The sequence below is a fragment of the Bacteroides sp. OM05-10AA genome (assembly GCF_003439055.1).
Taxonomy (GTDB): domain Bacteria; phylum Bacteroidota; class Bacteroidia; order Bacteroidales; family Bacteroidaceae; genus Bacteroides; species Bacteroides intestinigallinarum.
On the sequence record NZ_QSUR01000005.1, the window covers coordinates 17,052 to 41,603 of the forward strand.

At 42.9% G+C, this 24,552-nt stretch carries 13 protein-coding genes; 3 read left to right on the plus strand and 10 right to left on the minus strand.

Annotated features, from left to right (window positions below; translation table 11 throughout):
- Window position 1: 1 nt before the first annotated feature.
- From purH to DXB58_RS05225, 6 genes are all read right to left on the minus strand, one after another.
- Window positions 2-1,525 carry a bifunctional phosphoribosylaminoimidazolecarboxamide formyltransferase/IMP cyclohydrolase gene (purH, locus tag DXB58_RS05200; RefSeq protein WP_117936037.1) on the minus strand — a complete coding sequence of 508 codons (1,524 nt, stop codon included), beginning with the start codon at window positions 1,523-1,525 and terminating at the stop codon, window positions 2-4.
- A 151-nt stretch (window positions 1,526-1,676) separates the two neighbouring features.
- On the minus strand, window positions 1,677-3,713 hold the full coding sequence (locus DXB58_RS05205) for a M13 family metallopeptidase (RefSeq protein ID WP_122136211.1): 2,037 nt from the start codon (window positions 3,711-3,713) through the stop codon (window positions 1,677-1,679).
- A gap of 47 nt (window positions 3,714-3,760) precedes the next feature.
- On the minus strand, window positions 3,761-5,719 hold the full coding sequence (locus DXB58_RS05210; protein ID WP_122136212.1) for an ABC-F family ATP-binding cassette domain-containing protein: 1,959 nt from the start codon (window positions 5,717-5,719) through the stop codon (window positions 3,761-3,763).
- A 142-nt stretch (window positions 5,720-5,861) separates the two neighbouring features.
- Window positions 5,862-6,773 carry a nucleotidyltransferase gene (locus DXB58_RS05215; protein WP_074558949.1) on the minus strand — a complete coding sequence of 304 codons (912 nt, stop codon included), beginning with the start codon at window positions 6,771-6,773 and terminating at the stop codon, window positions 5,862-5,864.
- Window positions 6,774-6,901: 128 nt separating this feature from the next.
- On the minus strand, window positions 6,902-9,244 hold the full coding sequence (locus DXB58_RS05220) for a BamA/TamA family outer membrane protein (protein ID WP_122136130.1): 2,343 nt from the start codon (window positions 9,242-9,244) through the stop codon (window positions 6,902-6,904).
- 2 nt (window positions 9,245-9,246) lie between these two features.
- Window positions 9,247-13,758 carry a translocation/assembly module TamB domain-containing protein gene (locus DXB58_RS05225; RefSeq protein WP_199487920.1) on the minus strand — a complete coding sequence of 1,504 codons (4,512 nt, stop codon included), beginning with the start codon at window positions 13,756-13,758 and terminating at the stop codon, window positions 9,247-9,249.
- Between the two features lie 390 nt (window positions 13,759-14,148).
- Between DXB58_RS05225 and DXB58_RS05230 the strand changes: the two genes are divergently transcribed.
- On the plus strand, window positions 14,149-15,213 hold the full coding sequence (locus DXB58_RS05230; RefSeq protein ID WP_122136132.1) for an acyl carrier protein: 1,065 nt from the start codon (window positions 14,149-14,151) through the stop codon (window positions 15,211-15,213).
- A gap of 112 nt (window positions 15,214-15,325) precedes the next feature.
- On the opposite strand, the gene DXB58_RS05235 is transcribed toward DXB58_RS05230, so the two are convergent.
- The 4 genes from DXB58_RS05235 to DXB58_RS05250 form a co-directional block, all read right to left on the minus strand.
- The gene (locus tag DXB58_RS05235) at window positions 15,326-17,704 is read right to left on the minus strand and encodes an ATP-binding protein (protein WP_122136133.1); all 2,379 of its coding nucleotides are present in this window, start codon (window positions 17,702-17,704) and stop codon (window positions 15,326-15,328) included.
- Window positions 17,705-17,744: 40 nt separating this feature from the next.
- Window positions 17,745-19,103, minus strand: coding sequence for an MATE family efflux transporter (locus DXB58_RS05240; RefSeq protein ID WP_122136134.1), 1,359 nt, complete (start codon window positions 19,101-19,103; stop codon window positions 17,745-17,747).
- 85 nt (window positions 19,104-19,188) lie between these two features.
- Window positions 19,189-20,427: a pitrilysin family protein gene (locus DXB58_RS05245; RefSeq protein ID WP_008776379.1), complete on the minus strand. Its 1,239-nt coding sequence runs from the start codon at window positions 20,425-20,427 to the stop codon at window positions 19,189-19,191.
- A 5-nt stretch (window positions 20,428-20,432) separates the two neighbouring features.
- Window positions 20,433-21,272 carry a peptidylprolyl isomerase gene (locus DXB58_RS05250; protein WP_004304934.1) on the minus strand — a complete coding sequence of 280 codons (840 nt, stop codon included), beginning with the start codon at window positions 21,270-21,272 and terminating at the stop codon, window positions 20,433-20,435.
- Between the two features lie 87 nt (window positions 21,273-21,359).
- On the opposite strand from DXB58_RS05250, the gene DXB58_RS05255 reads away from it, so the two are divergent.
- Together DXB58_RS05255 and DXB58_RS05260 are read left to right on the plus strand one after the other, a co-directional pair.
- On the plus strand, window positions 21,360-22,733 hold the full coding sequence (locus tag DXB58_RS05255) for a sigma-54 dependent transcriptional regulator (RefSeq protein WP_032849579.1): 1,374 nt from the start codon (window positions 21,360-21,362) through the stop codon (window positions 22,731-22,733).
- A 214-nt stretch (window positions 22,734-22,947) separates the two neighbouring features.
- A complete protein-coding gene (locus tag DXB58_RS05260) occupies window positions 22,948-24,504 on the plus strand; it encodes a sulfatase (protein ID WP_122136135.1) in 1,557 nt (518 codons plus the stop codon).
- The last annotated feature ends 48 nt before the right edge of the window (window positions 24,505-24,552 follow it).

Sequence of the window (24,552 nt, forward strand, 5' to 3'; positions counted from 1 at the left end):
TTTAGTGTTTAAAATGACGGATACCGGTAGTTACCATCGCCATACCATGCTCATTGCAATAAGCAAAGGATAAATCGTCTTTTACCGAACCTCCCGGTTGGATAACAGCCGTAATACCTTCTTTATCTGCAATTTCCACACAGTCGGGGAACGGGAAGAAAGCATCGGAAGCCATCACTGCACCATTCAGATCAAAACCGAATGATTTGGCCTTTTCTATTGCTTGCTTCAATGCGTCTACACGCGAAGTCTGTCCTACACCGCTTGCAAGAAGTTGCTTATCTTTTGCCAATACGATGGCGTTGGATTTGCTGTTCTTTACAATTTTGTTGGCAAACAACATATCTTCTACCTCTTCCGGAGTAGGAGCTTTGTCTGTCACGGTTTTCAGGTCAGCTACCGTTTCAATATTAGTATCTTTATCCTGCACCAATACGCCATTCAGTAAAGCACGGAATTGCTTTTTAGGCAATTTGGCTTCTTTACGAACGAGGATGATGCGGTTCTTTTTCTGTCCCAGGATTTCGAGTGCATCCACATCATAATCCGGTGCGATAATCACTTCGAAGAAAATCTTGTTGATTTCTTCCGCTGCTTCTTTGTCAATGACGCCATTCGTAATCAGTACACCTCCGAAAGCAGAAACCGGATCACCGGCCAATGCGTCTTTCCAAGCATCCAGAACAGTAGTGCGGGAAGCCAGTCCACAAGCATTGTTATGTTTCAGGATAGCGAAAGTGAGGTCGTCGAATTCGTCAATCAAGTCAACAGCTGCATTGATGTCGAGAAGATTGTTATAAGAGATTTCTTTTCCGTGAATCTGGTCGAACATCGCTTCCAGATTTCCGTAGAAATAACCTTTCTGATGTGGATTCTCACCGTAACGAAGTTGCTTCTGGCTATTTACCGAGCAACGGAAAGCAGAGCCTTCGCCGGCATCGAAATAGTTGAAAATAGCCGAATCGTAATGAGAAGAAACGGCAAATGCTTCCTTTGCCATCCAACGGCGTTCTTCGAGTGAAGAAGTAGCACCGTGCTCCATCAACATATCCAGCAATGGTTTGTATTGAGCTTGAGAAGCTACAATGATGACATCGTTGTAGTTCTTGGCTGCGGCACGAATCAGAGAGATTCCGCCTATATCGATTTTTTCAATAATATCTGCTTCAGATGCACCGGAAGCTACGGTAGCTTCAAACGGATACAAATCAACAATCACCAAATCTATCTCGGGGATTTCATATTTCTCAATCTGTTGCATATCCTGCTCCAGGCCGCGACGGCAAAGGATACCTCCGAAAATCTTCGGATGTAATGTCTTTACTCTACCACCGAGAATAGAAGGATAAGTGGTCAAATCTTCCACTGCCTTGCAAGGATATCCCAATGATTCAATAAACTGACGAGTTCCGCCTGTCGACAAAAACTCTACTCCCTCTTCATGAAGTTTGGTAATAATTTCTTCCAAACCTTCTTTATGGTATACAGATACCAATGCAGTTTTTATTTTTTTAGACTCTGACATTGAATTGCTTATTAAGTATTTGGTGTGCAAAGTTACGAAATATTGTTTATCGTACGTAATAAATAAGGTGTGAATTAATAAAAAAAAGCGTTGACCTTCCTCAATGGAAAATCAACGCCTCTTCGCAGATGTATTCTCTATTCAAAAACTATTACCAGATAGATACTCGTTTATCCTTAGGTACGAACATCGGATCCTGCTCGGTGATTTTGAATGCTTCATACCAGTTTTCGATATGAGGAAGAGCACCGTCCACACGCCATTTTCCTAATGAGTGAGGATCGAGTTTAGTTAACCGGAGAATTTCTTCGGGACGAATATTTCCTGCCCACACATTAGCATAGGCAAGGAAGAAACGTTGTTCCGGAGTAAATCCGTCAACAATTTCCAGTGGTGCAGCTTCTGTTGCTTTCTTGAAAGCCTGGAAAGAAACCTGCAAACCTCCGTGGTCGGCGATGTTCTCTCCCAATGTCAGGCTACCGTTTCCGTGTACGCCCGGAGCCACTTCAATGCTGTCAAAGAAGTTCACCATTACTTGGGCACGTTCTTCGAACTTTTTAGCATCTTCTTCCGTCCACCAGTCTTTCAGGTTTCCGTCTTTGTCATATTGACGTCCCTGATCGTCAAATCCATGAGTCATTTCATGGCCGATGACCACGCCGATTGCACCGTAGTTCATAGCATCGTCCGCATTCATATCGAAGAACGGAGGTTGCAGGATGGCTGCCGGGAAGCAGATTTCATTGGTAGTCGGGTTATAATAAGCGTTAACAGTCTGAGGAGTCATCAACCATTCATCCTTGTCTACCGGTTTGCCGGCTTTAGCAATCATTTCGTTGTAGTCCCATTGGTTCGCACGTTCAATATTTGCCCAGTAAGAATCATTTTTGATCTCCAGTGCAGAGTAATCTTTCCATTTATCAGGATAACCGATTTTTACATGGAAGGTAGCCAGTTTCTCCAATGCTTTTTCCTTGGTCGGTTCGCTCATCCATTCCAGACCTTTGATGCGTTCACCCAAAGAAGTTTGCAGGTTCTTCACCAATGTTACCATACGTTCTTTAGCAGCAGCAGGGAAGTACTTTTCTACGTACATCTGTCCTACCACTTCGCCAAGCACACCGTCTACGGTGCTCACAGAACGTTTCCAACGAGGTTGCATTTCTTTCTTGCCGGACATTGTTCTGCTGTAAAAGTCGAAGTTCTGTGCTTCAAAAGCATCGCCCAGATAGGAAGCGGCAGCATCTATCAATCCCCATTGGAGATACAGTTTCTGATCGTCCAGCGATACGGTGTTAATCACATCGGCTACTTCCTTCATGGCAGCAGGCTGACCAATGTTCACTTCCTTCAGGTCTTTCAAACCGGAAACGGTGAAATAAGTATCCCAGTCGAAAGTCGGGAAGTTCTTTTTCAACGTCGCCCTATCCATCTTGTTATAATTAGCATGAGGATCACGCAATTCCACTTGTGAACGAGCTGCTTTTGCCAGACGGGTTTCGATGTTCATCACTGCTTTCACCGCTTTCTGTGCAGTAGCTTCATCATAACCTGCCAACTGGAACATCTTGGCGATGTGTTCCTGATATTTGTTACGGATATTTTTAGTCTGCTCGTCATCTTCCAGATAATAGTCGCGTTGTCCCATTCCGATACCTCCCTGATAGGTTTGTACGATATTCATGGAACTGTTCATATCGTCTGCACTTACGAACATGGTGAAGTAAGGACGGATGCCTTTCTTCTGGCTTTCGGCGATATATGCATAGATTTCTCCTTTATCCTTGAGAGCGTCAATGGCTGCCAGTTCCGCTTTGATCGGAGCTACACCTTCCTGATTCAGTTTTACGCTATCCATTGCGATATTATAAAGATCGCCTACTTTCTGGGCAGCACTGCCCGGTGCGTTATCTTTCTTTGCTGCCAATTCGGCAATCAATGCTTTCAGTTGTTCACGACTGTTTTCGCGCAACATATCGAATGTGCCAAAACGTGAATACTCGTCTGTCAGCGGATGATCTTTCACCCAACCTCCACAGGCATATTGATAAAAACTTGTACCCGGCACAGCCGTGGTATCCAGATTAGCAAGGTCGATACCGGACGTCAGCACGGCCTCTTTCTTACTGTTACATCCTGTTGTCATAAGGCATACGGCAAGAATTGGTAAATACTTGGTTACTTTCATACTCATATAATATGTTATAGAATTATCATGCTATTGGAAAGGTAGTTCTAGCCTTTCACTTCTTCCAGTTCCATCGAAACCCGCTCCCACTCTTCAACAATAGTATCCAACTGCTGTTTCAGTTTCTGATGCTGCTCATACAGTTTCATATCCGAAGCTCCTTCGGGAGTGGCCATTTTCACTTCGATGATGGCTATGGCCGATTCGGTTTCTTCGATCGAGGTTTCACAATCCGCAACTTGGCGCTCGAGTTTCTTCACTTTCTTATTCAGTTCTTTTTGAGCTTCATAAGAGAGTTTGTTTTCCGAAGGTTGTGCGGCTTCCTGTTCATTATTTCCTTTGGCAGATGCCGTAGGAGAAGTGGATAAGCCTGCCCCTTTCTGAAGTTCGTTCAAGCTATCTATCTTTTTCTTTTGCAGAAATTCATAGATACCGCCGAGGTGTTCTTTTACCAGTCCGCCACCGAACTCATATACTTTAGTCGCAAGTCCATCCAAAAAATCACGGTCGTGGCTGACAAGAACTACGGTTCCGTCAAATTCGCGGATCGCTTCTTTCAATACGTCTTTCGAACGCATATCCAAGTGATTGGTCGGTTCGTCCAAAATCAGAAAGTTGACGGGTTCCAGAAGAAGTTTAATCATTGCCAATCGGGTACGTTCTCCACCGGAGAGGACTTTCACTTTTTTGTCCGAGGCTTCGCCTCCAAACATGAAAGCTCCCAGTATATCACGTATTTTCAGACGGATATCCCCCGTAGCTACCCGGTCGATCGTATCGAATACAGTCAGGTTCTCATCCAGCATTTGCGCCTGATTCTGTGCAAAATAGCCGATTTGTACATTATGACCGATGGTGAGCTTACCATCAAAGTCAATCTCTCCCATGATACACTTTACCAATGTAGATTTACCCTCTCCATTCTTACCAACGAAAGCTACTTTCTCTCCCCGGTTGATAGTGAGGTTTACATCATGGAAAACAACATGGCTGCCATACGCTTTGCGCACATCTTCGCAAATCACAGGATAGTTTCCGCTACGGCTGGCAGGAGGAAACTTCAAACGAAGCGAGGAGTTATCTTCTTCATCTATTTCAATGCGGTCTATTTTATCCAGCTGTTTGATACGGCTCTGCACCTGTACGGCTTTGGTAGCTTTATAGCGGAAGCGTTCGATGAAGTCTTCCGTATCCTGTATCTGTTTCTGTTGGTTTTCGTATGCACGAAGCTGTTGTTCGCGACGTTCTTTACGCAGGACTACAAATTCATCATATTTCACTTTGTAGTCATAGATCTGGCCACAAGTGATTTCGATGGTACGGGTCGTTACATTATTGAGGAAAGCACGGTCGTGGCTGACCAATACGACTGCATTGGCACGTGTAGCCAGAAAGTTTTCCAGCCATTGGATACTTTCAATATCGAGGTGATTGGTCGGCTCGTCGAGTAAGAGCACGTCCGGGCGACGTAAAAGCAATTTTGCCAATTCGATACGCATACGCCATCCGCCGGAAAATTCCGAAGTAGAACGTTCGAAGTCCTCCCGGCTGAATCCCAGTCCGAGCAGAGTCCGTTCGATTTCCGCCTGATAGTTCGTACCGCCCATCATCAGGAAGCGGTCGTTTTCATGTGTGAAACGGTCTATCAACTGATGGTATTCTTCCGAATCGTAGTCTGTCCGTTCGGCTAGTTCCTGATTCATCCGTTCCAGCCTCGCCTGAAGTTCAAAAATATGTTCAAATGCCAGTTCCGCCTCTCCCATCACCGTCCGGTTGTCGGAGAGAATCATGACCTGCGGCAAATATCCGATGGTTACATCTTTCGGAGTGGCTACAATGCCATGTGTCGGCGACTGCAAGCCGGCTAATATTTTCAGCATGGTTGATTTGCCGGCACCATTCTTACCGACCAACGCAATGCGATCTTTCTTATTAATTACATAGCTGACGTCCTCAAAAAGCGGCGTCGCATTAAATTCTACTGATAATCCTTCTACTGAAATCACTTCTGCTTCTGATTTATAACATTTTGGACTGCAAAGATACTGAATATTTATTAGATACAGCTTAGTATTATACGTTATGAAAAACAAAAAAGCAGTCATTCTTATTGAATGACTGCCCTCTATCTTTACCAATGTCTCTTCTTTAGAACAACTTAGCAGGATATTCGCCGGCATCTACTAATGCCTGAATCTTGTCTACTACGCTCTGACGGTCTTCCGGATAAGTAACACCGAACCATTTGCTGGTAGTATCCAGTACTTCAACAGTAGCGGTTCCGTCATTAATCAATTTATCCACCATCAATGGGATGAAGAATTCGCTCTTCAGGTTTTCCATGTTCTTCGGATCGCTAAGGAAAGTCTTGAAGAATTCCTGGCTGTAAGCGAAGTAATCAGGAGTGAAGCCCCAGAAGTTCATACTTACCGGAGTAGTGTCGGGAGTAGCAGTCCATTCGCCATCATCACCGATATATTTCACTTCACCGTCAAGACGTTGAATCTTCGTACGTTCTACTACAGATGTCAACAATCCTTTAGCATCTGTGCTACAGATACCACGAGATACCGTACCGCTTTCGCTCAAGGTATTTCCTACACGGAAACCTACCATTGAATAAACGTTCTCTGAATTTTCAGGAAGAGCTGAAAGGAATTTACCCATTACCTGGAAAGAATCGCGACCATAAAAGTCATCGCAGTTGATTACTGCAAACGGTTCTTTAATCACATCAGCACCCATCATTACTGCATGGTTTGTGCCCCATGGTTTTGTACGGTCTGCCGGACAAGTAAAGCCTTCCGGAAGATCGTTGATAGACTGAAATACCAGTTCGCAAGGGATGTGACCTTCGTATTTGGAAATAATTTTATCACGGAAATCTTGCTCAAAATCTTTGCGGATTACAAATACAAGCTTACCAAATCCGGCATTGATAGCATCATAGATAGAGTAATCCATAATAGTTTCGCCATTAGGACCCAGTCCGTCTAATTGCTTCAAGCCTCCATAACGGCTACCCATACCGGCTGCCAATAAGAATAAAGTTGGTTTCATAAATTGTGTAATATTAAAAGGTTAGTGATGTCAACGGCATCAGATTTCGTTGCAAAATTACAAAAATAGTTGAATCCAACAGGACAAATATCAATCATTATTTACCTAAATCGTACAAAAATCATTCATTAGAAGGGATAACCGATAGCAAAATGTATTCCCAGATTCTTCATAAAGGTTCCTGTGACATTGTAATATCCACTTCTTTCGGTATCGTAAGGCAAATGCAAAGGTATACCGAAGTCGAGACGGAACACCAGAATATCCATATCATACCGAATACCGACACCAGTACCCAAGGCGATTTGTTTCGGGAAAGTTTTCAGTTCGAGCTGAGAGTTCGGACGAGCCTCATCCTTACGCATCAACCAGACATTTCCGGCATCCAGGAAAGTAGCTCCCCAGATACTCTTAAAGATACGGAAACGATATTCCACATTTGCCTCGAAACGGAAAGTACCCGTCTGATCGAGGTAGGAATAGCGGCTTTCCGACGGATGGTAGCCACCCGGTCCGATGCTACGCACCGTGAAGGCACGAATACTGTTGGCACCGCCTACATAGAATTGTTCGCTGTAAGGGGCTATCGTTGCATTACCGTAAGAGAAGAGAGCACCCAAGGCCACACGGGAAGCAATCTTATTATTCTTGTCCATATTCCACAAATGGCGGAACTCCGTATTCAGCTTTACAAACTGTGCGAAAGGTACGTTGAGCAAACGCTTATCTTCTTTGTTGAAAGGCTGACCGAAAGCACGGTAAATCAAGGAGGTCAGGTTTCCGGCAGAAGTGACGGTGGATTGCCACCAAATCGGATTTTTTATACCGCGTGCGGAAGCGTTATCATACGTATAGGTATATTCCATGGCAGGAATAAACTGGTCTTTCAAACTGATATATAAGGCCGGATTGGCTTCCGCTATTGCAATAAATTCGTCCGATTGATGTTGCAGGACATTGAATGTCAGTTTGAAAGGGGTAATACTATGTCTGCTTGTACGTGTCGGCTGGAAATCATAGGTCGCATTTCCACCGAAGGATAACAGTTTGTAATATCTGGCACGGTTCAACTGGTCGACGTACAGGCGGAAAGTCGTCGTTGCCGGAAAGTCGAACTCCCGTTTTCCCAAATGCGGGAAGACCACCCGCGGGAAAGTCAAAGAAGTAGAAACTCCCATCTCCCAGCTATTCATCAGAGAACTCTTCTCTCCTCCGCCGGTTTGCCACTCATAAGAACCTTTCAGCTTTACATTCCAGCTTTCTCCACCTCCGAACACATTGTTCCGGGTGACGCCGAATGAGGCTCCCGGGCCGGTCTGGTCGTTACTCTTGGTTACGACATTCAATTCCAGTTCGGCATCCAGCGGCTTGGCAAAAGTAGCTTGCATCGTCACTTGCAAGGTATCGCAAACGGCTGTTGTATCTTTTGGAGCATATTGCAGATCCAAGTAACTGAATATTCCCAGCTGACTGAGCTTCTCCTGAATCTGTTCCTGCCGATACTGGCTGTAAAGTCGGGTACGATTGGAAGCACGCATCTGTGTATTCCGCACAAATTGCTGATAGTTCAACCACCGATAAAGCATGTTCGGGCGAACCTGCAGTTTCTTATAGAAATGAATATTCAGATTCTTGTACAACATGCTATCATTCGGCATTTCTCCATTTTTCCCGTATAAATAGACGGAAGCATCTCCTACATAGTAAGGACGCTGCGCAGCAGCAGGCAACCCCGACACAGGAATCAGACGAAGACTGATGTGTCCTCCGGGAACTAAGGTTGTATCTGCCTGATAAGTCATATAGTCGGGACGGAAGTAAAAATATCCCCGGTTACGCAACAGCGTACTGATACGGGTACGTTCTTCATCCAGATCGACCACGTTAAACTGCTCACCGGGACTTATATAGGACATCCGCCGTCCCCGTTCCATAATACGTAAAGTTTGGGGAGTGAAACGTTGATAATAGACCGTATCAATAAAATAAGGATTCTTCATGTCAACCGTATAAAGAATGCTTGCTTTCAGGCTGTCTTTCTTATCCACCAAGGTTTCATAAGTCACTTTCCCATTAAAATAGCCATAATCACGGAGCAAGTTAGTAGCCACCTTGATACGCACTTCCGGGTTGACAGTGGAAATAAATATCGGAGGGTTGGCAGCCAGGCGGTTGAACATCCACTTCCCAAATCCCTTTTTATATTTCACAAAGTCGTTATACATCCACATTTTAAAAGGAATAGGCAGAAGGCCTCCTAACATCTTTGTACTGGGAGTTTTGTCAAGAGCCGCATCAATCTCTGTCAAAGCCGTCTCTCCTACCGGTGTTGCCGACTTATTCTCTACCACCGTTTTTCCTCCTGTATAAAGTACCTCCCCTTCAGGCAGGTGTTTTGTCACCGAACAGCCCGAAAACAAAATGATACCAATCAGACAACTTGCTAATATGTTACGATATATCCCTTTCATGTTTACTTCTTTTTCTTAAAGATGAACAGTTCACTGAGTTTGTCCAGTTTCTTGCGAAGTACCAGACCGACTCCGGTTTCCGTAATCTCGCCTTCGAGTACACTCTCGTAGTTTTTATCATAGAACAGACGGACATAACGGGTTCCGGTTCTATCCAAACGATATTCCAGAGAGATGTTATCGATAAAGGATTCCGCATCATTCGTCGCATTCTCACCAGTAGAAACCTTACCTCCGATTACAATCTGGAAACGGTTGTTAAAGAGACGTTGTGAATAACGGAAACTGTAATCCGTACGCTTACCACCCGTATCCGACAAATCGTGATCTTCGATACCGACAGAAACACTGGCATTTTTCAGATTTCCCATCAACGAGTTGATTTGGCTGCTTAATACGGAGTTCAGTGCGGAACCCATATTCAGTTTACCCAATCCACCACCTCCGCCACCAATCGGTCCGGTGCCAAGATAGGTTTTCATAACCATAATATAGAGGGCTTGTTTACCTCTCTCTTCCGCCCCCATGGCTGTCAACTCGTTTTGTATGGTTGCATCTTCGGGAGCAGATACATCAAATGCAAAGGAAAGATTATCCAACCGGTTCTTGACGACAATGGACACATCGAAATTAACCGAACGTGTTCCGCCGTTCTCTCCTTCGGAAACAGAAGCACGGATACGATCGGTTGCTTTGAAGTTCAACATCGGGTCCATGGGGTTTCCTGTCCATTCCACATAGCTGCCGTTATCGATAGCAAATTCTTTGGCGGCAATGACAGGTAAAGCATATTTCATCAAACCGCCGCTCAACGTATAGCGTCCGGTCAATGTCAGATCACCTTGCGGAGTATATTTCATAGAGAGGTCACCTCCCCCTTCCAGTTCGACACGATTGTCATTGCTTGCATCCAAATCGACTTTCAAACGGACGGATGGATCGATATGTACCATCATCACCATGTCCAACCCGCCTAAAGAAACAGTCGGCATTTCTTGTTGAACAACCGTAGTGGTGTCGCTAAACGAAGTAAAGGTTACCAGACTTCCCAAACGATCCTGTACCGTCAACGGTGAATCGGTCAAGATATAGGAAACGTCTGTATTACCCAGCAGGCTCATGTTTCCACGCATGTTCAATCCATCCAACGGTCCTTTCACTGTTGCCCGGAAATCGGCAAAGACTTTTCCGTAGACCAGACTTTCACGAGTGCGTTTGGCATCCAGAAGCGTATAGTTCTGCGCCAGCAGATTCAGATTTGCCATCGGTCGGGACATATCCCTGAAATCAACATAACCGTCAATCGTGAATGGAGTTTTTCCTGTTGTATAGATAGCGAATTTATCAAATTCCAACCGATTATTCTTTATCTGTACCGGACGGTCGTCGAACCTGAAATTAGCACCATATTGGCGGGAAAGGACAGAAACGCTATCCAATATCAGTTCACCATTTATCAAAGGCTGTTCGGTGCTACCCGCAATATTCAGATTACCATCCATATCACCGGCCAGCGTAGCCATTTTATCAGGAATAAATACGTTAGCTACACGTAGCGGGAAATGCTCCAGAGTAGCGTTTACTTCCAAACTGTCTTTTCCTGTCCGGGTTGGAACCAGCTTACCATCCGCCACCATCACTTCCACTTTGTCGTGATTCAGATAGGCGTTCAGGTATTGTTTTCCCTGTTCGCCCGGCAGCCAGGTGGCTCCCACTGTCACGTCACCAATTCGTTGACGTTCATAAGTCAATTCATCAATAGCTGCTTCAACCGAAAGTTGAAGATCCTTTTCGGTCTGTACATAGTGGGCTTCCGCAGAGAATAAACCGGTTATTTCCGGGAAGTAAGGAAGTACACTGCTCAAATCAGCCAAACTGATTCTTCGGATTTCCACATCAATATTCTGTAGGGAAACAGTGTCTCCCCGTACAGAATGTACACGGAATCCCATTCCTTCGTCATCCCACATATCTACATTAGCGTATACACGCATATTCTTATGCACATAAATCCAATTATGATTTTCATTGAAATGGAACTTCTGGAAGGCGATTATCGGTTCTTCCGGAATCAAGGTGAGAGCCAGTCCATCACCTTTTCCTTTGCCCTCGAACAAGGGACGTGCATTGACACCGAGTAATACTCCTGTTTCTCCTTTTCCATTCTTAAAGTCTACCAGCAATTCGGCATCCCGGTCACGAATCTCTCCCGTCAGTGTGGTAGAGAAGGAGAATTGCGGATTCTTGGGGCCATTAATAACTCCGGCACGCAATTTCATGAGTGTGGTATCTTGTTTGACGGTAAAGAAGATGGTATCCAATTGCAAGGTATCTACTTTCAAGGCGTGGATAGCAGCTTTTCCATTGATTCCCCAGTTGGGAGCCGTTCCGAATTTCACTGAAGCGTCATGGTAAGCTATCTTCTTGGTAGCCAGGAAATATGCCAAAGGGTTCTCTTGTCCTGCGGAGAAAGAGAAAATAGCAGTTGGCAATGCTTTGCGTAATTCAGCGTGATTCAAGGCTTTCTCATCAATCTGCTTCATCAGTACATCCACAAAATGAGTGGACTGGCGAATCAAAGGATTAACACCGGAACGTGCACTCAAATCGAGTTTCATATCTCCGGAGATTAAATGGGTAAATACACGGTTCTGACGAGCCTCTGCCGAAAAATTGAAAGTCAGCGGACGCTTCATTGGCTCCGGCATAATTCCCAGTTCATGCAAATCCAGTTGGGTGACATCAATCGTTATTTTACCGTCGGGGTAGCTGTGTGCCAGATTGTATTCAGCATCCGTTGTCATTTTCAATAAAGCATTGTCACTTGTCAGATGTGCAGTGACCAATGCGCCTTTAAGTTCTCCCGTCAAATCAAGATTGGAAAGATGGTATTTAGCATAATGAAGCTGATCTAATGAAAGATTCAATTTGGCAAATGAATGGTAGGACATGACATCTAATCCACGACCATTAGCCGCAGCCGAAAGAGAAAGTTCATAGATAGAATCTTTCGGGAGGAAACTATGAAGTTGCAGATTGTCTATTTTCAGATCAGCCTTATAGACTTCGGTAGTGGTATTTAAGGCTGCATTCACGTCCATAGCTCCTTGTCCTTCTTTCAAACGGAGATTTGCTTTATATTCAGGACCTTTGATATCCACTTTCGCCACCAGATTCATACTGTCAGGAATGACAAGCGTACCATTAGGCGCTTCTCCCGACAAAGCGGTCAGGAAGTTCAGGTTTTGAGTGGTCATTTTCAGGCCGATGGTTCCGGTGCGTGTGAGGCTGTCGGCGAGGTTTTCCAAAAGGCCACCACCCTCCAATGCAAAAGCACCCGGCAGGTCTACCGTGAAACGGGAAATCTGCATTTCTTTCAGATTGCCGTCCGTGCCGGCACGGATGACGAGCGGGCGGAATGGATAGGCTTCTTTGAAGCTTTCGGGCAGACCGCCGGCAAACAGCATGACGTCTTCTTTGCCGATATAGGCATTGAGACGGGCGGATAAGCGTCCCGTAGTGGGGATATTGACCAGTTCCCAATAGGTATGGGCAGATAAATCGATTTCAGAATGGGGAGTGTTCAGTTTCAAACCGGGAACACAGATAACAGAATCATTGGAGTAGGCTCTACCCGTCAGAGAAGTGACGCTCAATCCGGAACGTTCGTTCATGGTAAATTCACGAATGACTGCGTTCATATCCCTTCCTTTATACAGCAAGGAATCCAGAGCGATGCGAATATCCCGGACGGCAATATGAGAAGCGTCGAAGCCCTCTGCCGGTTCAGCAGTTCCGGTATCATAGCTGGCGGAGGTTCCCGATAATAAGAACTTCTTCAAGTCGTAGTACTGATTCTTCAAATCTGCTTGAGCATCATCGATGGCTGCTTCTCCAATATGGGCCGCCATACGCATGGAATCAGCAGGAAGTTGCATACTGAACGATACATTTTTCAATTTCAACTGATGAAGAGCTACTTTCCAGTTGATCGGAGCAGAAGCTGTGGTATCCTTGGGCGTAGTTGTGGTATCATTCATCAGTAGCTGCACGTGAGTGTCGGATAGTTCGACCTGATTGATTACCGCTAGTTCATTAGACAGATCGACGCCATGACTTTGCAGGAAGAAACGTCCCAAAACGCCTTTAATCTTCATTCCCTCCATCAAATCGGCTGAATTAACGGCTACCCGGTTCAAAGTCACTTCATCCACTTCTACTTTTCCTTTTATCAACGGCCATGCCTGTACACGGACATTGAGGCTTTCTAAAGATAAAAGGGTGTCCGGCTGTTGAATGACCTCCACGCCACGTACCAACAGATTAAGTGGAAAACGAAGGTCTATCCGCTCCACCTGAATCTGCATGCCGGTTGCTTTAGAGGCGTATGCAGTAACCTCCCGACGCAAAAGATTCTGAACGGGAGGAACATAAAGCAATACCATTAGTATTACAAAGAGTATTATAGGAGTAAGCAGTATCCAGCTTACCCAACGTATCCATTTTCGTTTCATGTAAAATGTGTCAGTGTAAATAAGGTGACACAAAGTAAACAAATTATTTTGAAAAAAGGTTGACGAGATGAGTAAAATGTTCAGGAATAGAAAAAAATGCAATCATTATAATTTACAGTTTATTTATAATCTCATCATAAAAAAGGATTGGATATTTCGTCTTATCTAATCAACGATTACCTTTAATGAAGTTTTACTCCAGCAAAAAGCTATATTACATAAACAATATATTGCAAAACAACGATTTTTATTCTTCAAATTATAAATAAATACATATATTTGTAAAAGAAGGCCATATTGAAAGAACTATAAAAACAAAGGATATCGGTTCATTATCAACTTCAAATAAAAAACGACATCTTAATTATTAATTAAAAAAAATGTATCATTATGAAAAAAAGTATTCGCACTTTTATAATGGGAAGTGTTTTGGTTCTACATTTAAATTCATGTCAAGAGTCGTTAGACTATAATCTTAATGACTTTAAAAAAACAGAACCACTTTTTACTAAGACCCGCAGTAGTAATGATATAGATGGGAAATTAAACGCTATAATTTCCACGATATTTAACACCAACCCAACAATATATAATGACGCTACAGGATTCATTGAGGATCTAGAAGCTAATGAATTTCAGATGCAGTCTCTTTTCAACGAAGTAGAAAAAATATTTAGTATAGAATTGTTTGATTATGAAAAAGATAATTGCAAGACAGTAGGATATTTAAGACTACTTTTAAGAAAAATATGTTCTCCAATATTGAAACAATACCATAGCAATTATGGACCTATCATTTTCCAAACGGAAAATAATATTATACCATATTTCGATTTATCTTTCAATTTAAATTGCTCTGTAAAATACTTGAATCAGCGTTCCAACATAATATCTGAAGTTTCCAATATAAATACTACAATTACACCTTTTAATCTTCCATCTAACCAAAATTGGATAATTACAGTAACATATAAATCAGAAAAGGGTGAGTATATAGTAAAATCTTTAAATGCTGAGATTACATGGAAAGGTACAGTTACTTCAACTATCACCTATAAAAACGGAGAAATAATAACAGAAAAATGGATAATAACAAACCATGCTATAGTATCAAATGAAATGGGGTTGGTTCTTACAACATCAAATATTGAAAAAGGAGGCAAAGAAATAAAATCTAATGAAGATAAAGAATCCGATAATAATGAAAAAGAAAATTTGTCTCATTATACATTTGAGTTCTTAAAAAAACTTATTTCGGAACAATGTGATATTGAAGTATCTTTTATTCACAAAGAGTCCCATCTTATTTATGAACTCAATTTAGATAGTCTAGATTTTATAGAACTAATAATGAGAATTGAAGACGAATATGGAATTAATATTTCTGCAGAAAATGCAGAACGAATTAATACAGCAGGAGACTTATATCAATATATCATAGAGCATACCAAGTAGAAAAAATGGGGCTTCCAAAAACTTTATTGAATAACAAAAAGTTCTCTCTATTCGCCAGAGTAAGAGAACTCTTCTCGTATAGTTTTCAAACAATAAAAATTGCATTGCAGATTTAGAGGTATTGCTCATATTTTCTAGCCTCTTCTAGGATCCTTAAAATCTCTTGAAGTACGCAATCAGTCTTCTCTCTTATCCTCTCAGAGAAATTTTGTCCTCGCTGTCCCTCCAACCATTCTAGAAAAGATATAGCTTCAGAAGCACCAATCAGCATAAAAAGAGGAAGAAGTTTATGTGACATAGCAGCTATCTCATCCACTTCTCTATCATTCAACGCTTGTTGCATTCGTTCTACATTCTTACTTGTTTCTTCTACAAAAGTAAGAATAATAGAGTGTGCCGCCTCAGGATCATCTTCAGAAAAAGCAGTAAGAGCTGAGAAATTAAATGCAGAATAATTATTATCAGCTATTGAATCATTCACTTTTTCAACAAATCCTCTATTTTCTATCAATCGTATATTATCTATATGTGCTTCATCCGCAGACATCTGTCCGTCATTCACTGTTATCAATAATTCTCTTATAGTAAAAGGCTTATGTAGACATCCAGCAAAACCATGTTCTCGTAAAGTAACTTTATTCATTTCACTACGTGCAGTTACAGCTATGACAGGTATAGTACGGGCTTGTTGAATATTGGAAGCACGCAATAATCGAACTAAATCAAAACCATTTATTGCAGGCATTTGTATGTCAGTCAATAAAACGTCGAAAGTCGAAAGACGAAGCTGCTCCATCAGTTCTTCCAATTGTTCACAACAAACCGCATCAATGCCATACTGTTTCAACATGGTTGCAGTTAAGTTCAATTGAATTTTATCATCATCAATTAAAAGAATACGTATAACTTTCATAGAAGGAATCATATCGGCTTCTTCAACAGAAATAGATTCATTTGAAGTCACATTCTTTTTGTTTCCTAGCTCTCTATCTTCTATGACAGATTTACCTACCGGATACAGAGGCAGAACGACCGTAAAACAGCTTCCCTCACCTAATGTACTCTGCACATCGATTGTTCCCTCAAGCAAGGTTACCAGCTTCTTCACAATAGACAATCCAAGCCCGAATCCTTCTTCTCCCTGTGCGCCGGAAAGACGTGTAAACTCCTGAAAAATGCGTTCACGATCTTCTGACGCCATTCCTTTTCCTGTATCGGCTATGGCAATGGTTAACTTTGAAGAATCATAACCGGCTGTCAGACTGATCTCGCCTTTTTGAGTAAATTTTACGGCATTGGACAAAAGGTTATTCACAATTTGCCGGAGTCGCAAAGGATCGCTGATATATCCTCCGTTCAGTTCCGGAGCGACGTGACATTGCAAGGCTAATCCTTTGGCAGCAGTCAGAGGTTCGAAACTGACATAAATTTCATCAAATAGCTGGGAGGGGTTAAAGGTTACACGATTCACTTCCGCTTTATTGAGATCAAGCCGGTGGAAATCAAGCAAGTCACTGACTAACTTCAATAAATGTTCTGAAGAGCTTTTCATATTGTCGAGGTAGAATCGTTGCCGTTCATCTTCTGTCAGCCGGGACAGGAGTTCGGTATATCCCATAATTGAACCTAACGGAGCTTTAAAATCATGGGTAATGGCAAGCATTAATTTTTCACGGGCGATCAGTAAATCTTCCGCCCGTTTATTTGCCACCTCCAATTGCTGGCGGTAACGGTTGCTACGGGAGATATCCCGCATAATCAATATCAGGAAAAAAGCAGATAATAGTACGGCACCAACCGCGATACCGCCGATGATACGTGCCGACCGCATCCTCACTTCCTGCTGAAGTTCAGCATCCTGACGGGCACGCAAGGTCATTTCTTCTTCATATTGTTTAATCAGGCTATCCATCCGTGCCGTCAACTGCGTATTCATCCGCTGGTACTTTGTACTGGTACGCCGGATTGTTTTCCTCCGTTGCAGTCGTTTTTCTTCGGTAGCCATGCGAATTTTCTGCTGAAGAGAGTCTTTGGAAGTGGTCGGTTGAAGAATGGTATCGGTAGCAACTTCCAACGATGTATTTACTAATACGGCACTGTCTTGTTTAGAAGGGGAAAACACTTCGGCGAGTCGCTTAAAGAATCCCTTCTTTTTAGGAGTAGTGATTAAAGAGTCACGCTTGGTAATGACCCGATGTTGTACCCGCTGCTGGGTAATAACTGAATCCTGTTCGGAAATGATTTCTTCGATTTCCGAAGCAGAGAGAAGACTGTCGTTTGCCTCACTTAGCACCCGCAACATCTGAATCGTGTTTTGATCTTTCTCATGGAGAAGGGTCAATAGACTGTCTGTTCTTAAATTCTGTTGATCGTCGGCGGCCGACAACGCTTCCATCTCACGATGTACAAACACCAGCGAGAAAAGGAGGATCGCCAGCAACAAAGTGTAACCGGCGGTTATTTTCAACTTTGTAAAACGGAAGGAAGCCATTGGGGTTAAGTATTAAGTTTTAAGTATCAAGTATTTAGTATCAGGTTTTGGGATGAGGTTCGGGGAGTTTCGTCATGTGGTGAAAACGCCACCAAAGCATCAATCCTGCGCTTGTCAAACCAAAAGGGAATGCCATCCAGACACCTACTACTCCCCATCCCATCACAAAGCCACAGAAATAACCTACAGGAAGGGAAATAATGAAATAGGCGACAAAGGCAATCACCATCATTAGTTTTACATCTGAAATTCCACGCAAAGCGTTGGCAAAAGTAATCTGCAGTCCGTCGCCAAACTGATAAACGAGGAAAGGGAAGATTAGAGAGGTCACCATAGCAGCCACTTCCTGACTGTCGGTAAACCAGCCTCCCAAGTAATTCCGGCAAAGGAAGACAATCAAAGAAAGCACAACGCCCAATGTCATCATCAGATGAAAACCTGCATAGGCAGAACGACGTACATTGATGATATCATTCTGACCTTTGAAGTTACTGACACGAACAGCCACAGCGGCACCCATACCGTAATACATCATAAATGTAAACTGTGAAATAGCCAGCATAACCTGATGGGAAGCCAGAGCGATAGTACCCAGCCAACCGATCATGATCGCACTTAGACTAAAAGAGGCTGTCTCCATTCCCATTTGAAAAGCAACCGGCCATCCGAGGCCGTTCAAACGTCCAAATATAGCTCGTGACCATCCCAAACGGAAAAAGCCAATCTTATAGCGGACAAAACGCGGACTACGCATAAAGATGATGATAAATATAATCACCATCACGATACGCGAGAACAGCGTGCTGATACCTGCTCCCAACAGACCTAACTCGGGCAATCCGAGCTTTCCATAAATCAGGATATAGTTTCCTATGATATTCAAGACATTTCCACCAAGCAATATCCACATAGCGGTTTTTGTATCCGTAATTCCGTCTGTAAACTGCTTGAATCCATTGAAAAGCATGACAAACACGAGTGAAGCGAGCAAAACAAGGTAATACGGCTTAATCAGGGGAATCAATTCTTCCGGCTGTCCGAGACGTCCTATATTTAGATAAAGAACAGTCATACAGATAGTCAGCAGCAATGCAACCATCAGGTTTGCCAGCAAACTGTTGCGTAAAGCCTGTCCCGCAGGGGCATACTGGCGGGTTCCATACAAACCTCCCACAATCGGAGTCAACCCATACGAAAAACCCGTACTGAAAATAATCGCCAGATTGAACACATTATTGACGAAGGAAGCTGCTCCAAGCTCAATCGTACTATGATGTCCGATCATTAACGTATCAGCAAATCCAAGAATGATTACTCCTATTTGACCGATCACAATGGGCAGTCCGAGAAAAATTAGTGCTTTATAATGCTCTTTATATGTACTATAAATATGTCTCATTTACTTTTCCGTTACCTAAACGTATCTCCATTTTCAGGCAAAGGGACTTTCCCCTTTCACTGATAGATTATAAAAAAGGGAGAATTTAATTTTGTTGTTTCTTATAATAAAGTATTACTCCGTTCTCCTTACGGAAAGCAGATTGAGCTACCGCCCGCAATTGTTCGGCTGTGACAGACCGATAACGATCGACTTCTTTTTCCATATCCTCCGCCCGGCCAAGTAATTCGTACCAAGCCAGGTTGGTTGCCACATTCAAATAATTGATGTTGCCGAATATCTGGGTAGACTCAAATTTATTCTTCACCTTTTCCAGTTCCTGTTCGTCAACCAATTCTTGTTGCAACAAATCCAGTTCTTCCCGTACTGCCGCTTCCGCCTGTTCCAGGGTGACACCTGCCGAAGGTTTACCACTAATATGGAATAACCCCGCATCGACACTGCCGGAAATATAAGCATCTATACTTGAGAATAATTGTTTCTGCTGTACCAAACGCTGGCTTAAACGGCTCGAACGCCCGTTGCTCAACACATCCGACAGGATATCAAATGCATAATAATCCGGATGGCAATGGGCAGGCATGTGGTATGCCATAAATAAAGAATCGAGAGGAACATTTCTCTCTACCGTCAGCCGGCGCTCTTTCGTCTGTTCCTGCTCCTGTGGCAGGTTCCGTTGAGGAACTTCCCGACGAGGAATAGAGCCGAACCATTTTTCCGTCAAAGCAACCGCCTCTTCAAAAGAGATATTGCCGGTCACAGCTAATATAGCATTATTAGGAGCATAAAAACGGAAAAAGAATGCCTCCACTTCTTCCAGCGTAGCATTGGCAATATGCGACAACTCCTTTCCGATAGTAGGCCATTGATAAGGATGCGTCTGATAAGCCAGAGGACGCAAAAGATGTCCGATATCCCCATAAGGCTGATTCAAACAACGCTGTTTGAATTCTTCCATTACTACTCCCCGCTGTACCTCCAGACTCCGTTCGCTAAAATCAAGACTCAACATCCGGTCGGATTCCAGCCAAAAGCCGGTTTCTACGTTCTGACGAGGTACAGTGAGGTAGTAATTGGTTATATCATTATTCGTCCAGGCATTATTCTCTCCACCCGCCAGTTGAAGCGGCATATCATAATCGGGAATATTCACCGACCCTCCGAACATCAGGTGTTCGAACAAATGGGCAAAACCGGTATGTTCGGGATCTTCGTCGCGAGCTCCCACATTATATAATATATTAAGGGCAACCATCTGCGTACTTTCGTCCTTCGAATGTACCAGACGTAACCCATTATCAAGAATATGCCTGTTGATTTTCATATATTTCAGTCAAGTATTGTCACCTTTGTTATTTTTACATCTTCTTCGGGACGATCGCTACGGTCGGTTTTCACCTGCTGGATTTTATCCACAATATCCAGACCTTTCACTACTTCGCCGAACACGGTATATTCACCATCCAGATGTGGAGTTCCTCCTACCGTTGTATAGGCTTCAATCTGTTCCGGAGTGAAATGAAATTCCGGTTGTTTAGCTGCCATTTCCTGTGCCTCTGCAAACAACTTTTCCTGCAAATCATAAAGACCGTTTTCGTCATTTGCTTTCCGCATCTTATAAATTTCCTTCATGTGTTTCTGTGCCAGCGTATTGAAAATAACATTAATCTTATTCTCATTCATCTGGCTTTCCATACCCAGCAAGGTAGAGTCATTGAACACCTTACCTGTCACGATATAGAACTGACAACCGGAAGATTCTTTCTTCGGGTTCACATTATCTCCCTGCCGGGCAGCGGACAGGGCACCTTTCTTATGGAAATATTTAGGATATACAAATTCAGCGGGAACAGTATAACCTACATCTCCCGTACCCAGCATTTTTCCTTTCGGTGCATTCTTTGAGTCCGGGTCACCAGCCTGAATCATAAAATCTTTGATAACACGATGAAACAGTGTGCCTTCATAAACACCGTCCTTCACCAGTTTGATAAAATTATCACGATGTTTCGGTGTCTCATTATATAGTTTCACCTCGATATCTCCTACAGTTGTTTCAATCTTTACCAACGTTTCTTTATCCATGTCTCCTCCTTTTTTTGTTCCGGTTTTGCAGGCAGTAAGTCCGCAAAACGATATGGTTAATATTATCAATAGAATCTTTTTCATAACACTTTTATTTAATTTAAGTTTGCAAATATACCACTTTCGCCTAAATCCTCTTACCTTTGTGACTTAAAAGAATCAAAACCTGACATGATGAGCTCCATATTGATCGTTGAAGATGATATCACTTTTGGAATGATGCTAAAAACCTGGCTAGGCAAAAAGGGCTTTGAAGTATCATCAGTGAGTAATATTGCCCGCGCCCGAAAACATATCGAAAGCCAAAACGTCGATCTGATTTTATCAGACCTGCGACTACCCGACCACGAAGGTATCGATCTGCTGAAATGGATGAATGAACAAGGCATGGACATTCCTTTAATCATCATGACTGGCTATGCGGATATACAATCCGCCGTACAGGCAATGAAACTGGGAGCACGTGATTATATCGCCAAACCGGTAAATCCGGAAGAATTACTGAAGAAAATTTCTGAATGTCTGCAGTCCGAAAAGATCCCTATTACTCATAACGTTGCTAAATCTTCTTCTAAAAAAGGTGCTTCTACTTCCTCTAAAGATTCAACAGAAAATCATCGTGCTTATCTGGAAGGAGAAAGTGATGCAGCCAAACAACTCTACAATTATGTAGGTCTGGTAGCTCCGACCAATATGTCCGTACTTATCAACGGTTCCAGTGGAACAGGAAAAGAGTATGTGGCGCACCGTATTCATCAACTTAGCAAACGAAACGATAAACCGTTTATTGCCGTAGATTGTGGATCTATCCCCAAAGAACTGGCTGCTTCCGAATTTTTCGGTCATGTGAAAGGTTCGTTTACAGGTGCTCTGACAGATAAAACGGGGGCTTTCGTTGCAGCCAACGGTGGTACTATCTTTCTGGATGAGATCGGAAACCTTAGTTATGAAGTGCAGATACAACTGCTTCGTGCCTTGCAAGAGAGAAAAATACGTCCGGTAGGTTCTACACAGGAGATATCGGTAGATATTCGTCTGGTATCTGCCACCAATGAGAATCTGGAACAAGCCATTGAAAAAGGTACTTTCCGTGAAGACCTTTATCATCGCATCAATGAATTTACTCTCCGGATGCCCGATCTGAAAGAACGAAAAGAAGATATTCTGCTCTTTGCCAATTTCTTCCTCGATCAGGCAAACAAGGAACTGGATAAACACCTGATTGGTTTCGATGCAAAAGCATCGCAAGCTTTAATGAATTATCATTGGCCGGGAAATTTACGTCAAATGAAGAACATCGTCAAAAGAGCAACTTTATTGGCACAAGGCAGTTTCATTACTTTATTGGAATTGGGGACCGAGCTTTTAGAAACTCCTGCATCCAGCAATACGAGCATTGCATTACGCAACGAAGAGACTGAAAAAGAGCATATTTTGGAGGCACTACGCCAAACAGGAAACAATAAGAGTAAAGCAGCGCAATTACTGAATATTGATCGGAAGACTTTATATAATAAATTGAAATTATACAATATTGATTTGTAACGAGTTACGTTCTTGTATTTTCTCAAGTGTTCTCATGCCTATGAGAAAATATTCTCAATGCGATGAGAAAAAGTTCTCATTACTATGAGTATTTATTCTCATAGGTATGAGAAATGATTCCTTTTTGTAGCACTCGAACTTATCTTTAACCGAATCTATTGCATTACCAGATATTATTAATTTAGCACATATTTCATAGAATAAAATGACCCCCATGAATAAAAAAACATTATTACCCCTTGCATTTGTGCCACTCGCAGCAACCAATCTGCAAGCACAAAGCAATATGCAAATAGAACGCGCGGACAAACGTCCGAATATCATTCTCTTTATGGTAGACGATATGGGATGGCAGGATACTTCACTCCCATTCTGGACACAGAAAACACACTATAACGAATTGTATGAGACTCCCAATATGGAGCGGTTAGCAAAACAGGGAATGATGTTTACTCAAGCGTATGCCAACAGTATCAGTTCTCCTACCCGGTGCAGCCTCATCACCGGAACAAACGCCGCACGCCATCGAGTCACTAACTGGACGCTGCAAAAGAATACAATGACAGACCGTAAAGATAGCATCCTGGCAGTCCCTGACTGGAATTACAATGGAGTAAGTCAAGTGTCCGGCACTAATCATACTTTCGTAGGAACCTCCTTCGTGCAACTGCTAAAGAATAGTGGTTATCATACTATACATTGTGGAAAAGCCCATTTCGGAGCGATAGATACTCCAGGGGAAGATCCTCATCATTGGGGATTCGAGGTAAATATTGCCGGACATGCGGCTGGTGGACTTGCCAGTTACCTGGGAGAAGAGAATTACGGACATACCAAAGACGGAAAAGCGGTATCACTGATGTCTGTTCCCGGATTAGAGAAATATTGGGGAACGGAAACATTTGTAACTGAAGCATTGACGTTGGAAGCCATTAAAGCACTGGATAAAGCGAAAAAGTATAATCAGCCTTTCTATTTGTATATGTCGCAATATGCCATCCACATTCCTTTGAACAAAGATATGCGCTTCTATGAAAAGTACAAGAAAAAAGGAATGACAGACCATGAAGCTGCTTATGCCACACTGATTGAAGGAATGGATAAAAGTTTAGGTGATTTAATGAACTGGCTGGAAAAGAATGGAGAAGCCAACAACACTATTATCATTTTTATGAGTGATAACGGAGGACTTGCATCCGAATCCGGATGGCGTGACGGCAAGCTGCATACACAGAATTATCCGTTGAACAGTGGTAAAGGTTCTACTTACGAAGGTGGCATCCGCGAACCGATGATTGTCAGCTGGCCGGGAGTAGTAGCTCCGGGAAGCAAATGCAACAACTACTTGTTGATAGAAGACTTCTACCCTACTATTCTTGAAATGGCAGGTGTCAAGAACTACCAGACAGTTCAGCCGCTAGACGGTATCAGTTTCATCCCTCTGCTGAAACAGACAGGCAACCCGGCCAAAGACCGGAGTCTTTTCTGGAATATGCCTAACAACTGGGGAAATGACGGTCCCGGAATCAACTTTAATTGTGCCGTTCGAAACGGCAACTGGAAATTGATTTATTACTATGGAACAGGCAAGAAAGAGTTATTCAACATACCTGATGATATAGGAGAAAGCAACGATCTTAGTGCACAGCATCCGGACATCGTGAAGAAACTTTCTAAAGAGCTGGGCAACTATCTAAGAAAAGTAGATGCACAACGACCGACTTTCAAAGCGACAGGCAAACCTTGTCCCTGGCCGGATGAAATTAAGTAAATAGATTACCTAAATAAAAGAATGGTGGCGGGGGGGGGGGGGGATATT